Source organism: Burkholderia cepacia GG4, from assembly GCF_000292915.1.
Classification (GTDB): Bacteria; Pseudomonadota; Gammaproteobacteria; order Burkholderiales; family Burkholderiaceae; genus Burkholderia; species Burkholderia cepacia_D.
Window position 1 is genome coordinate 2,741,614 of sequence record NC_018514.1, and the last position, 12,754, is coordinate 2,754,367.

Genomic DNA, 12,754 nt, shown 5'->3' on the forward strand with positions numbered 1-12,754 from the left:
CGAACAAGAACATGACGGGGTATCCGGAGGCCGGGCGCGGCATCGTGCTGTCGGTGCTGGCGTCGACACTGTTCGCGCTGATGTCCGCTTACGCGAAACTGCTCGCGCCGCTCACGGGGCTCGACATCTTCGCGTGGCGCATCGTGTGGACCGCGCCGGGCGCGCTCGCGCTGATCGCGCTGCGCGGCCGCTGGCCGGCGCTCGTCGAGCTCGTGCGGCGCAGCGTGCGCGACTGGCGCCTGATGATCGCGCTGCCGGTAAGTGCGGCGCTGCTCGGCCTGCAGCTGTGGCTGTTCCTGTGGGCGCCGTTGCACGGGCGCATGCTCGAAGTGTCGCTCGGCTATTTCCTGCTGCCGCTGACGATGGTGCTCGTCGGCCGCTTTTACTACCACGAACGGCTCGACCCGCTGCAATGGATGGCGGTCGCCTGCGCGGCGCTCGGCGTCGCGCACGAAGTGTGGGCGACGCGCGCGTTCGCATGGCCGACGCTCGTCGTCGCGCTCGGCTATCCGCCGTATTTCGTGCTGCGCCGCCGGATCAACGCCGATTCGCTGGCCGCGTTCGCGCTCGAGATCGTGCTGCTGTGTCCGATTGCGCTCGCGATGGTGGCGGCGAGCCCGACGCCAGTCGCCAGCCATCCGCTGCTGTGGGCCGCGCTGCTGCCGGGGCTCGGCGTGCTCAGCACGCTCGCGCTCGCGAGCTACCTGAAGGCGAGCCGGATGCTGCCGATGGCGCTGTTCGGAATTCTCGGCTACGTCGAGCCGGTGCTGCTCGTCGCGGTGTCGCTGCTGCTGCTCGGCGAGACGTTGAGCGTCGCGCAGCTCGCGACGTACGGGCCGATCTGGGCTGCCGTCGCATTGACCGCGTGGCATAGCGCGATGCTGATGCGGCGCCTGCCCATGCGCGGTTGAGCGTTGTCGCTCACGACGCGGCGGCAGCACGGGACGTGCTGCGCATCGCGCGTTCCTTGCGTCGAATCCCGCGATGCTGGCGTCGAACTGGCATCGCGCTGACATCGGGCTGGCCGCCTCGCCAGCTTCGCATCGCCGATGTCACGCCTGTAATCGAACAGAAGATTCCGTTGCACTTTGTTACTTAGGGTATCCCCCGACCGGCCGCTAGACTGATCTGACCGTCTTCTCTTCGTATGCGGCTTTTCCATGAACGGTCATCTCCGTGCCGGGCCGGCCGGGTTGGCGCGATACGAGCATACGCGTATCGCCGCTGATCACGTGTGCCTTCTCCCTTCCGAATCCTCCACCGGCGCGTGCTGCGCCGTCATCGCGCAGGTGCGGCCATGTCGTTGAGCGCGCCGCCCTTCGCCACGGTCGCGCCGGCGCGCAGCGGCCGCCTGATCGAAGTCGATTTCTTCCGCGGAATCGTGCTGCTGATGATCGTCGTCGATCACATCGGCGCGAGCGTGCTGTCTCGCGTCACGCTCCACGCGTTCGCGCTGTGCGACGCGGCGGAGGTGTTCGTGTTCCTCGGCGGCTTCGCGACCGCGAGCGCGTACGGCGCGATCGCCGACCGGCACGGCGCGCGTGCCGCGCAGCGGCGGTTCGTGCGCCGCGCGATGCAGATCTATCGCGCGTTTCTCGCGACGTCGACGCTGATGCTCGTCGTGTCTGCCGTGCTCGACCATTACGGGATCGACGCGCCGAACCTCGCGCTCGACGACGTCAGCGTGATGCTCGCGTCGCCGCTCACGGGCCTCGCCGAGTTGCTCACGTTCCAGCGCCAGCCGTATCTCGCGTCGGTGCTGCCGATGTACGTGCTGTTCGCGCTCGCGTCGCCGGTGATCGTGCCGTTCGCGCGCCGCCATCCGTGGCTGCTGGTCGCGATCAGCGCCGCGTCGTGGCTCGCGGCGGGCTGGCTCGGCCCCGAACTGCTGGATACCGATTCGTTCCGCTGGAGCTTCAATCCGTTCGCGTGGCAGCTGATGTTCGTCGGCGGCGTGCTCGCGCGCTGCCAGCCCGTGTACCGGCACATCGCGCTCGGGCGCTGGAGCGCCGCGGCGACCGGCGTGGCATGCGCGATCGTGCTCGGCTGCGCGAGCTACAAGCTGTTCTCGGGGTTGCCGGTTCCCGAAGGCGTGCTCAAGCGCGATCTCGCGCTGCCGCGCATCGTGAGCTTTGCGGCGGTCGCGTGGCTGATGGCCGACTGCGTGCGTTACGGCTGGATCGCGCGGATCGCGCGCGCCGTGGGGCCCGTCGTCGCGGTCGGCCGGCGCGGGCTGATCTGCTTCGTCGCGGGCGCCGCGATCTCGCTCGTCATCGATTCGCTGCTGCATCCGGTCGCGAACGGTGCCGAGCTGCGGCATCTCGGCGTGGGCCTCGCGGCCGACGCATGCGCGGTCGCGCTGATGATGGCCGTGGCCGGTTCGGGAGCGTGGATCGCGCGCTGGCGCGGCGCGGCCGCGTGAGCGGCGCGGGACCACGCGCAGGCGGCACGCAACGGGCCGCGCGGCGGCGGAGCAGTCAGTGAGGTGAGCTGATACGGGAGCGGGGGACGACGGTCGCGTCGTCGGATTCGGTGTCGTCGCGTTCGTCGGACTTCGGATCGTCCGGTTGCGCGAGCACCGCGTCGGCTTCGGCTGCGGCCCGGGCGGCGCGCAATGCGGTGCAGCGCTGCGCGTGCCGGATGTCCGACAGTAGCCTCAAAAGCCGTGTCGTTTTGCTTTTCATGATCTTCTCCCACCAGTGCACATCGCGATGGAGCGAATGCGCTGTTGCAACCAGTGTAGGACGTGCTGGCCGCTCTGGCGGGAGAATGTGGCGTGCATGCCGCACGCCGAGGGATAGTACTTACTGGACCGAGGCCAGCGCCGGCGCCTGACCGGCTTCTTCCTCGCGGCGCTCTTCCGCGCAACGCTGATGCTGGCGCGACAGGCGGTTCATCATCGGCAGCAGCAGCAGCGAGAGCAGCATGCCGACCGCGGCGAGCCAGCCGAGCTTCTCGAACAGCGACAGGTAGAGCGGCAGCGACACGGTCGCGGGCAGGTCCTTCGACGGCATCTGCGCGTAGTTCGCGACCACGCTGCCGAGATACTGCGACACGCCGGTCGCGACGAAGTACGCGCCCATCATGAAGCCGCTCATGCGCGCCGGCACGTAGCGGGCGATCATCGCGAGGCCAAGGCCGCTGACGAGCAGTTCGCCGAGCGAGTTGAGAGCGTAGCCCCACACCATGAACCACGACGACACGTGGCCGTCGACCGCATAGCGGCCGCTGATCGTGAAGATCAGATAGCCGAGCGCGACCGTGGCGAAGCCGAGCGCGTATTTCGCGGCGACCGGAAGGTCACGGCCGTTCTTCGCCTGGCGGTTGTAGATCGCCACGAGCACGGGGCTCATCAGCATGATCCAGATCGGGTTGAGCGCCTGGAACTGCGCGGGGCTCCACGAGAACAGCGTCGTGCCGAACACGATGAAGCGCGGGTCGACGTTGCGCATGGCGAACAGGGTCAGCGACGTCGACATCTGCATGTAGAAGATGAAGAACAGGATCACCTGCGCGGTCAGCACGAGCGCGGCGATGAGGCCTGCGCGCTCGGTTTGCTCTGCCTTCGCGATCATGTACCCGAAGATCGCGAGGATCGCGAACGCTGCCGTCCACACGCTCGCGACCGCGAGCTGCTTGTGTCCGATCACGTACATCGTGATGACGCAGAACACCGCGCTGCCCGCGAGAACCGCGCCGAGGCGGCCCCAGCGGATCGGCTCCGCATCCGGCTGCGAGCCGATCTGCGAAAGCGTGCGATGCATCAGGAAGAAGTTCAGGACGCCGAGCATCATGCCCGCGGCGCATACTGCGAATGCAGTGTGCCAGCCCCAGTGATCCTTGATCCACGGCGTCGCGAGCATCGACACGGTCGAGCCGATGTTGACTGCCATGTAGTAGATCGTGAACGCGCTGTCGATACGCGCGTCGTCGCCTTCGTAAATCCGGCGCACGAGGTTCGCCGCGTTCGCCTTGAACAGACCGTTGCCGACGACGACCACGGCCAGCGACGCGTACATGTAGCCAAGCTGGTCGTTCGGCAGCGCGAGCATCAGGTAACCGAGGCACAGCACGATCGCGCCGATGACCATCGTGCGGCGCGAGCCGAGCAGTTTGTCGCCGATCCAGCCGCCGATCGACGGTGCCGCCCAGACGAGCGCGGTGAACGCGCCCCAGGTCAGGCTCGCGTTGCTGTCGGTGAAGCCGAGCTTGTCGATCATGAAGAGAACGAGCAGCGCGGCCATGCCGTAGTAGCCGAAGCGCTCCCACATCTCGATGAGGAAGACCGTCGTAAACGATCGGGTTTGGGAAACAGGTGTTTGCATCATCAATCTCGTCTGAAACGGACGTCGCGGATCGCGCGTCGCCTTGGGGGTCGAACTGGCGCCGCAGCGCAGTGGCCGGGTAGGCCTTGCGTGGGCGATGGAGCAGTCGGGCGGGTTAGCCCGGGCCGGGGTCGGACGCCGCCTGGTAGGGCGGGGCGGGGCCCCGACCGGCGCGCGAATGGTAACGTTCGCCGGTCCGGTGCGTCAGGTTCGCGCCACTCAGGGAAACTCCCGATATGGCGGCAGCTTTCAGGAACATTTGTCTCATCATCTACTTGTAAGCTTTGCGCCCGTTCTCCGCAGATTCCCGGAGAGCCGCTTGCAGCTTGCCTGTGAAGCCGGCGAGTCTGGCAAGATAGCGCGTCGTTTCGCTCGCTTCGTGCCCTGTTTAGTGCACCGGGCTCAACACCGAAGACGTGTGCGAACCCGAAGACTAAGCCAAATCGATCTAACTTAGTTACTTTCCATCAAACATTTTTTGACGACCACTTTTCGGCCTGCTATGGTTCCCCCCACTGAAAACTCGCGGTCAGCAGACGCTGCCGCCGCACTGGGCAGCAAGATTCGCGCGTTGCGCCAACGACTCAAGCGCACGCTCGACGACACCGCTACCGCCGCGGGGATTTCTAAGCCGTTTCTGTCTCAAGTCGAACGCGGGCTCGCGTCGCCGTCGCTGACGTCGCTGGCCGGTATCGCACAGGCGCTCGGCGTGACGGTGCAGTACTTCGTGGATACGCCGAGCGAGGAACGCTCGGTCTGCAGAGGCGAGCAGTTGCGCTTCTTCGGATTCGCCGATTCGGCGAACCTGTTCGCGAGGCTGACGAACGTGACCGAAGGGCGTCAGCTCGAGGCGATCCTCGTGCGAATGCCGCCGGGGCAGAAGCGGTCGGAGGTGACGACACATGCAGGAGAGGAGTTCCTGTATGTGATTGAAGGGGAAGTGTCGCTGACGCTGGAAGGCAAGACGTTCGTCCTGCATGCCGGCGACAGTTCGCACTATCAGTCGACGGTCCCGCACAGCTGGGTCAACACCGCGAAGGTTGAATCGGTGGTGGTCTGGGTCGGTACACCGCGATTGTTCTAACGCACGGGTATTCCTTCGTTTCCGAGATGGGATGCCTGTCGAAAGAAACGTAAGGAATACTAACATGCAATACGAGAATCACGGGCCTCCTCAATCGCTGTACCCGTCAGCGTCTCACGCGTAATCCGCGGCATCCGCCGCGCGACGCTCACCGAAACACTTTCTCAAGACTGCCACGATGAAATCCTTGCATGCCATGTCGGCCGTGCTGGCCACGCTCGCCCTGACGACGCCTGTCGCCCACGCCGTTACCGTTCCGTCGAACGTCGCGCTCGCTCCTCAACAGGACCTGACGCGCCAGGTGCCCGCCGAAGTCGAGTCGCTCGATCCGGCGCACATCGAGTCGTGGACCGGCAACACGATCGGCCTCGACCTGTTCGAGGGGCTCGCCCGTATCGACGCGACCGGCCAGGTTGTGCCGGGCGTCGCCCAATCGTGGGAGCGCAAGACGCCGCAGACGTGGATCTTCAAGCTGCGCCACGACGCGAAGTGGAGCAACGGCGAGCCCGTGACGGCCGCCGATTTCGTCTATTCGTGGCAGCGCCTCGTCGATCCGAAGACGGGCTCGAAATACACGATCCTCGTCGAGTTCGTGAAGAACTCGAAGGACATCATCGCGGGCAAGGCCGCGCCGTCGACGCTCGGCGTGCGCGCCGTCGATCCGTACACGCTCGAAGTGACGACCGACGTGCCGGTCGCATTCTTCCCCGAGCTGACCGCGATGGCGCCGCTCGTGCCGGTGAACAAGGACGCCGTCGCGAAGTTCGGCGACGCGTGGACGCGCCCGGGCAACCTCGTCAGCAACGGCGCGTACCAGCTCGCCGACTGGCAGCCGAACAACCGCATCGTCGTGACCAAGGACGCGAAGTACTGGAACGCGCCGAAGGTCGTGATCAACAAGGTCACGTACCTGCCGATCGAGAGCGATGAAACGGCGATGCGCATGTACCAGGCCGGCCAGATCGACTACAGCTACTCGATCCCGTCGGGCATCTTCCAGCAGGTCAGCAAGCAGTTCGGCGGCGAACTGCGCCCGGGCCTGCAGCTCGCGACGTACTACTACTACCTGAACAACAGCGACGCGGCGCTGAAGGACAAGCGCGTGCGCCAGGCGCTGTCGATGGTGATCGATCGCGAGGTGCTGACGTCGAAGCTCACGCAGGCCGGCGAGAAGCCGATGTACGGGCTGATGCCGAACGGCACGAAGGGCGCGAAGCCGTTCACGCCGGAATGGGCGTCGTGGCCGATGGCCAAGCGTGTCGAGACCGCGAAGACCCTGCTGAAGCAGGCCGGCTACTCGGACGCGAAGCCGCTGTCGTTCACGCTCACCTACAACACCAACGACCTGCACAAGAAGGTCGCGCTGTTCACGGCATCGGAATGGCGCACCAAGCTCGGCATCAACACGAAGCTCGAGAACGTCGAGTTCAAGGTGCTGATGAAGGATCGGCATGACGGCAAGGTGCAGATCGCGCGCGACGGCTGGTTCGCCGACTACAACGACGCGATGACCTTCTTCGACCTGATCCGCTGCGGCAGCTCGCAGAACACCGTCGGCTACTGCAACAAGCAGGTCGACACGTTCGTCGACGAAGGCAACCAGAAGCTCGACGACAAGGCGCGCGCCACGCTGCTCACGCAGGCGCACGACACGGCGATGAACGACACGCCGATGGTGCCGCTGTTCCAGTACTCGGCCGACCGTCTCGTGAAGCCCTACGTGGGCGGCTATTCGCTGAAGAACGTGATCGACATGCGTGCTTCGCAGGACATGTACCTGATCAAGCACTGAGCGGAGCGATCATGCTGGCCTACGCATTGAGACGCACGTTGTGGGCGGTGCCGACGATTCTCGCCGTCATCACCGTCTGCTACCTGCTGCTGCATTTCACGCCCGGCGGTCCGTTCGATACGGAGAAGCAGCTGTCCGCGGCGACGCTCGCGAACCTGAACGCGAAGTACCACCTCGACGAGCCGCTGTGGAAGCAGTACCTGCTGTATCTCGGTTCGCTGCTGCAGGGCGATCTCGGCCCGTCGTTCCGCTACGTCGACTGGTCGGTGAACGATCTCGTGAAGAAGGCGCTGCCCGTGAGTCTCGGCGTGGGCGGCGTGTCGATCCCGATCTCGATCGTGTTCGGCGTGCTGCTCGGCACCGTCGCGGCCGTGCGCCGCGACAGCCTGATCGACCGCTTCGTGATGCTGATCGGCAACTTCGGCAACGTCGTGCCGCCGTTCGTGCTCGGCCCGGTGCTGGTGTGGATCTTCGCGATCCTGCTGAAGACGTCGGCCGGCAACGGCTGGCTGCCGGCCGGCGGCTGGGGCGACGGTGGCTGGCAGTACCGGCTGCTGCCGATCGTGCTGCTGACCCTCATCAACGTGTCGCTGCTCGCACGCGTGATGCGCGGCTCGATGATCGAGACGCTGTCGAGCAACTTCATCCGCACTGCGCGCGCGAAGGGCCTGCCGGGCTCGACGATCGTGCTGCGCCACGCGCTCAAGCCCGCGCTGATGCCGGTCGTGTCGCTGTTCGGCACGGTCTGCATCACGTCGATCACGGCGGCCGTCGTCACCGAATCGGTGTTCGCGTTGCCGGGGCTCGGGCAACTGGTCGTGAACGGCGCCATCAACCGTGACTACACGCTGGTGCTCGGCCTCGTCGTGCTGACGACCGTCTGTGCCGTGCTGTTCAACCTGCTGGTCGACCTCGCCTACGCGTGGCTCGATCCGCGCATCCGTTACTGAGCGAGGCACCGCGATGACTCCGACTACTCCCGTCGTCAGTCTGCCCGTGCAGACCGACTCGCCGCCGCGTTCGCGCTCGCCGCTCGCGCTCGCGTTCGCGCGCTTCCTTCACAACCGCGCGGCCGTGTTCAGCCTCGTGCTGCTCGCGCTGATCACGCTCGCGTGTTTCATCGGCCCGTGGCTGCTTGCGGCGGATCCCGCCGCGAGCGACTGGGGCTCGATCAGCCTGCCGCCGACGCTCGCGAACCAGCACTGGTTCGGCACCGACGAGCTCGGCCGCGACCTGCTCGTGCGCACGCTGATCGGCGGCCGCGTGTCGATCGAGGTCGGCCTGCTCGGCACGCTGGTGTCCGGCCTGTTCGGCGTCGCGTGGGGTGCGATCGCCGGCTTCGCGGGCGGCCGCGTCGACTCCGCGATGATGCGCGTCGTCGACATGATGTACGCGATCCCGTACCTGCTGATCGCGATCCTGATGATGACCCTGTTCGGCCGCTCGTTCATGCTGGTCGTGCTGACCATCAGCGCGTTCTCGTGGATCGACATGGCGCGCGTCGTGCGCGGCCAGACGCTGTCGCTGCGCAACCGCGAGTTCGTCGATGCGGCGCGCGCGATCGGCGTGTCGCCGGCGTCGATCATCCTGCGCCACGTCGTGCCGAACCTGCTCGGCGTGGTCGTCGTGTATGCGACGGTCTCGGTGCCGAACATCGTGCTGACGGAATCGGTGCTGTCGTTCCTCGGCCTCGGCGTGCAGGAACCGATGACGAGCTGGGGCGTGCTGATCCAGGACGGCGCGCAGAAACTGGAATCGACGCCGTGGCTGTTGCTGGCGCCGGCCGTCATGCTGTGCGTGACGCTCTATTGCGTGAACTTCGTTGGCGACGGCCTGCGTGACGCGCTCGACCCGAAGGATCGCTGAAATGGCAGCTCTGCTTGAAGTTGAAAACCTCGGCGTGCGTTTCTCGCGCAAGGACGCACCGCCGATCGACGCCGTGAGCGGCGTGTCGTTCTCGCTCGAAGCCGGCAAGACGCTCGGCATCGTCGGCGAATCGGGCTCGGGCAAGAGCCAGACCGTGATGGCGCTGCTCGGCCTCCTGGCCGGCAACGGCGCGACGACCGGCGCCGCGCGCTATCGTGGCGACAACCTGCTTGAGATGGATACGCGCGCGCTGAATGCGGTGCGCGGCGACCGGATCGCGATGATCTTCCAGGATCCGATGACGTCGCTCAATCCGTTCCTGACGATCGAGCGGCAGATGACCGAGACGCTGCAGCTGCATCGCAAGCTGTCGCGCAAGGAAGCCACGAAGCGCGCGATCGAGGCGCTCGAGTCGGTGCGCATTCCCGACGCGGCGCGCCGCATCCGGATGTATCCGCACGAGTTCTCGGGCGGTATGCGCCAGCGCGTGATGATCGCGATGGCGCTGCTGTCCGAGCCGGAAATCCTGATCGCCGACGAGCCGACCACCGCGCTCGACGTGACCGTGCAGGCACAGATCATCGACCTGCTGCGCGAGCTGAACCGCGAGCGCGGCACCGCGATCGTGCTGATCACGCACGACATGGGTGTGGTCGCGGGCCTCGCGGACGACGTGATGGTCATGTATGCGGGCCGCACCGTCGAATACGCGCCGGCCGAATCGATCTTCGCGGCGCCGTCGCATCCGTACACGATCGGCCTGCTCAACGCGCTGCCGCGCCTGACCGACGCGGACGATGCCCCGCTCGTCGCGATTCCCGGCAATCCGCCGATGCCCGGCACCGCGCCGGCCGGCTGCGCGTTCGCGAAGCGCTGCACGTATGCGGAGGCGCGCTGCGGTGACGCGCGCCCCGCGCTCGAAACCTATGGCGCGGTAGGCGCGGTGCGCGCGTGCCACCGGCCGCTGGCCGATCTGACGGGAGGTCTGCGATGAGCGTCAATGAACGCCGCAACGACGGCGCGACGGGCGACACGCTGCTGTCCGTCGAGGATCTGAAGGTGCATTTCCGCGTGCCGCTCGGCGGCTATCCGTGGTCGCCGAAGGGCACGCTGCGCGCGGTCGACGGCGTGTCGTTCGACGTGAAGCGCGGCGAGACGGTCGGGCTCGTCGGCGAGTCGGGCTGCGGGAAGTCGACGCTCGCGCGCGCGCTGATCGGCCTCGTGCCGATGACGGCCGGCACGGTGCGCTGGCGCGGCGAAGCCGTCGCGCCCGATCACCTGCGCGGCACCGCGATGCGCCGCGAAGTGCAGATGATCTTCCAGGATCCGCTCGCGTCGCTGGATCCGCGCATGACGATCGAGCAGATCGTCGCCGAGCCGCTCGTCACGCACCACGCGGGCCTCGGCCGCACCGAAGTGCGCCGCCGGGTGGTCACGATGCTCGAGCGGGTCGGCCTGAACGCGCATCATCTGCTGCGCTATCCGCACGAATTCTCCGGCGGACAGTGCCAGCGCGTCGGCATCGCGCGCGCCCTGATCGGCGAGCCGAAGCTCGTGATCTGCGACGAACCCGTATCGGCGCTGGACGTGTCGATCCAGGCGCAGATCGTGAACCTGCTGCGCGATCTGCAACGCGAACTGTCGTTGTCCTATCTGTTCGTCGCGCACGATCTGGCGGTGGTGAAGGCCATCAGCCAGCGCGTGCTCGTGATGTATCTCGGCCGCGTGATGGAGTTCGGCGCGCGGCATGACGTGTACGGCGTGCCGCAGCACCCGTACACGAAGGCGCTGCTCGATGCGGCGCCGACGCCGGAGCCGGCGCGCGAGCGTGCTCGCCGTCCGATGCTGCTGGCAGGCGAGATGCCGTCTCCGCTCAACCCGCCGTCCGGCTGTGCGTTCCGCACGCGCTGCCCGGTCGCGATCGACGCGTGCGCGCAGGACGTGCCGCTGCCGGAAGTGCGGCAGGGCTCGGCGGCGCGTGTCGCGTGCATTCGGGCGGGCGTGGCGGCGTGAAGTGACGCAGCAAACATAACAAGGCAGGTCAACAGGGGTAGGTGCGGCGCGAATGATCTTCGCGCCGCGGGTACAGGCGCGTCCTTAGCCGGGCACGCCGGGGGGCCGGAAGCGGATCGCAACCGGCGTGGACGACATCAACACAAGACGAGAATTACGATGAAGAAGCAGAAGACGATCGGGACGGCATCGAAGATGCTGCTTGCATGGGGCCTGCCGGCGCTCGCCGGCGTATCGCTGAGCGGCGTCGCGCGCGCCGACGACGCAGCCCCCGCACCGCTGACGGTCGCACAGGCCGCGCCGTCCGCCGGCACGAGCATGACGGTCGCACAGGCATCGACCGAGAACGCGATTATCAACGCCGAGGCAACCCAGGCCGTCACGCCGCCGGACGAGCCTTCGGCGCAGTCGAAGTCGAACGGCTTCATTGCCGACAGCCATCTGAACTTCCTGTTCCGCAACTACGCGGACACGCTCGACAACAAGGGCGGGCCGCACCGTCACGCGTGGGTCCAGGGCGCGATGGCGAACTTCGAGTCGGGCTTCACGACCGGCCTGATCGGCTTCGGCGTGGACGCGTCGCTGTATGCGGCGCTGAAGCTCGACGGCGGCGCGGGCGCGGGCAGCATGGTGCACATCGCGAAGGGCGGCGGTGGTTCGAACCAGCTCGCGTGGGCGTATCCGGGCATCTACGACGTGAAGGCGCGGATCTCGAACACGGTGGTCAAGTACGGTCTGCAGGCCGTCGACAACCCGTTCATGGAGCAGCACGACAACCGTGCGCTGCCGCCGACCTTCCTCGGTGCGACGATCGTCAGCAATGAATTCAAGAACGTGATGCTCGAGGGCGGCAGCTTCACCAAGACCGACGCACGCGGCCATACGACGCTCACGAACCTCACGACGCAGTACGGCGGCACGCGCATCAATCGCCTGTCCTACGTCGGCGGCACGTGGGACTACTCGCCGAACGGTGAAGTCGCGCTGTACGCGAACCAGGCCGACGACGTGTGGCACCAGTATTACGCGTCGGTGAAGCAGAGCATCGGCAGCACGCAGACGGTCAAGTGGACGGGCTTCGGCAACGTCTACTCGACGCATGACACGGGCGACGCGCTGCAGGGCAAGATCAACAACAACGCGTACAGCCTGTCGCTGGCTGCACAGCACGGGCCGCACGAACTGCTGCTCGGCTATCAGCAGATTCTCGGCGACCAGTTCTTCGACTACCTGAACGAAACGAACGGCATCTTCCTGACCAACTCGATGGACGTCGACTACAACGCGCCGCACGAAAAGTCGCTGCAGCTGCGTTACACGTTCTACGGCAAGGAAGCGGGCCTGCCGGGCTTCAAGGCGATGCTGTGGGGCGTGACGGGCTGGGGTTCGGACGGCAGCGCGGGCGCGGCGGCGGATCCGAGCAAGTCGAGCATCTACTGGAGCAACGGCGCGCCGGTGCAGGGCCGTCACCACGAGTTCGGCTTCATCCCGTCGTACACGTTCCAGAGCGGCAAGCTGAAGGACACGAAGGTCACGTTCATCGCGATGTGGCATACCGGTTCCGCGCACACCGCGGACGCGACCAACAAGGAGTACCGCCTGGTCGTGAACGTGCCGCTGCACGCGTTCTGATCGAAGGGGGGCGCAGTTGTCCCCCCGCAGTATTATCCGTAT

General features: G+C 66.5%; 11 protein-coding genes. 9 read left to right on the forward strand and 2 right to left on the reverse strand.

All coding sequences use genetic code 11. The annotated features are described in order from the left end of the window. The first annotated feature begins 11 nt into the window (after nt 1–11). Together rarD and GEM_RS28055 are read left to right on the forward strand one after the other, a co-directional pair. Nucleotides 12–911, forward strand: coding sequence for an EamA family transporter RarD (rarD, locus tag GEM_RS28050; RefSeq protein WP_014900811.1), 900 nt, complete (start codon nt 12–14; stop codon nt 909–911). 386 nt (nt 912–1,297) lie between these two features. After that, complete coding sequence (locus GEM_RS28055; RefSeq protein WP_014900812.1) at nt 1,298–2,422, forward strand: OpgC domain-containing protein; 1,125 nt, start codon at nt 1,298–1,300, stop codon at nt 2,420–2,422. 55 nt (nt 2,423–2,477) lie between these two features. Here the strand turns inward: GEM_RS28055 and GEM_RS28060 are convergent, their stop codons facing one another. Both GEM_RS28060 and GEM_RS28065 read right to left on the reverse strand, forming a co-directional pair. Further along, nucleotides 2,478–2,684, reverse strand: a complete 207-nt coding sequence (locus GEM_RS28060) for a hypothetical protein (protein ID WP_014900813.1) — start codon at nt 2,682–2,684, stop codon at nt 2,478–2,480. Nucleotides 2,685–2,804: 120 nt separating this feature from the next. Then, on the reverse strand, nt 2,805–4,328 hold the full coding sequence (locus GEM_RS28065) for a peptide MFS transporter (protein WP_039318547.1): 1,524 nt from the start codon (nt 4,326–4,328) through the stop codon (nt 2,805–2,807). A 499-nt stretch (nt 4,329–4,827) separates the two neighbouring features. Here GEM_RS28065 and GEM_RS28070 point away from each other — a divergent pair, with 499 nt between their 5' ends. The 7 genes from GEM_RS28070 to GEM_RS28100 all read left to right on the forward strand — a co-directional run bounded on the left by GEM_RS28070 (nt 4,828) and on the right by GEM_RS28100 (nt 12,712). After that, on the forward strand, nt 4,828–5,409 hold the full coding sequence (locus tag GEM_RS28070) for a cupin domain-containing protein (protein ID WP_014900815.1): 582 nt from the start codon (nt 4,828–4,830) through the stop codon (nt 5,407–5,409). Between the two features lie 178 nt (nt 5,410–5,587). Further along, nucleotides 5,588–7,201, forward strand: a complete 1,614-nt coding sequence (locus tag GEM_RS28075; protein WP_014900816.1) for a peptide ABC transporter substrate-binding protein — start codon at nt 5,588–5,590, stop codon at nt 7,199–7,201. An 11-nt stretch (nt 7,202–7,212) separates the two neighbouring features. After that, on the forward strand, nt 7,213–8,151 hold the full coding sequence (locus GEM_RS28080; RefSeq protein WP_014900817.1) for an ABC transporter permease subunit: 939 nt from the start codon (nt 7,213–7,215) through the stop codon (nt 8,149–8,151). Nucleotides 8,152–8,164: 13 nt separating this feature from the next. Continuing rightward, the gene (locus GEM_RS28085; RefSeq protein WP_014900818.1) at nt 8,165–9,067 is read left to right on the forward strand and encodes an ABC transporter permease; all 903 of its coding nucleotides are present in this window, start codon (nt 8,165–8,167) and stop codon (nt 9,065–9,067) included. A 1-nt stretch (nt 9,068) separates the two neighbouring features. Then, nucleotides 9,069–10,061, forward strand: a complete 993-nt coding sequence (locus tag GEM_RS28090) for an ABC transporter ATP-binding protein (protein ID WP_014900819.1) — start codon at nt 9,069–9,071, stop codon at nt 10,059–10,061. Next, on the forward strand, nt 10,058–11,080 hold the full coding sequence (locus GEM_RS28095) for an ABC transporter ATP-binding protein (RefSeq protein ID WP_014900820.1): 1,023 nt from the start codon (nt 10,058–10,060) through the stop codon (nt 11,078–11,080). Before GEM_RS28090 ends, GEM_RS28095 begins: the two co-directional genes overlap by 4 nt. Nucleotides 11,081–11,239: 159 nt before the next feature. Continuing rightward, complete coding sequence (locus tag GEM_RS28100) at nt 11,240–12,712, forward strand: OprD family porin (protein WP_014900821.1); 1,473 nt, start codon at nt 11,240–11,242, stop codon at nt 12,710–12,712. The last annotated feature ends 42 nt before the right edge of the window (nt 12,713–12,754 follow it).

Excerpts from the sequence above, each read along its gene's own strand:
- GEM_RS28095 (WP_014900820.1), top strand. The coding sequence starts at position 10,058 with ATGAGCGTCAATGAACGCCGCAACGACGGCGCGACGGGCGACACGCTG.
- GEM_RS28060 (WP_014900813.1), bottom strand. The coding sequence starts at position 2,684 with ATGAAAAGCAAAACGACACGGCTTTTGAGGCTACTGTCGGACATCCGG.
- GEM_RS28065 (WP_039318547.1), bottom strand. The coding sequence starts at position 4,328 with ATGATGCAAACACCTGTTTCCCAAACCCGATCGTTTACGACGGTCTTC.
- GEM_RS28100 (WP_014900821.1), top strand. The coding sequence starts at position 11,240 with ATGAAGAAGCAGAAGACGATCGGGACGGCATCGAAGATGCTGCTTGCA.
- GEM_RS28090 (WP_014900819.1), top strand. The coding sequence starts at position 9,069 with ATGGCAGCTCTGCTTGAAGTTGAAAACCTCGGCGTGCGTTTCTCGCGC.
- GEM_RS28055 (WP_014900812.1), top strand. The coding sequence starts at position 1,298 with ATGTCGTTGAGCGCGCCGCCCTTCGCCACGGTCGCGCCGGCGCGCAGC.
- GEM_RS28080 (WP_014900817.1), top strand. The coding sequence starts at position 7,213 with ATGCTGGCCTACGCATTGAGACGCACGTTGTGGGCGGTGCCGACGATT.
- GEM_RS28085 (WP_014900818.1), top strand. The coding sequence starts at position 8,165 with ATGACTCCGACTACTCCCGTCGTCAGTCTGCCCGTGCAGACCGACTCG.
- GEM_RS28070 (WP_014900815.1), top strand. The coding sequence starts at position 4,828 with ATGGTTCCCCCCACTGAAAACTCGCGGTCAGCAGACGCTGCCGCCGCA.
- rarD (WP_014900811.1), top strand. The coding sequence starts at position 12 with ATGACGGGGTATCCGGAGGCCGGGCGCGGCATCGTGCTGTCGGTGCTG.
- GEM_RS28075 (WP_014900816.1), top strand. The coding sequence starts at position 5,588 with ATGAAATCCTTGCATGCCATGTCGGCCGTGCTGGCCACGCTCGCCCTG.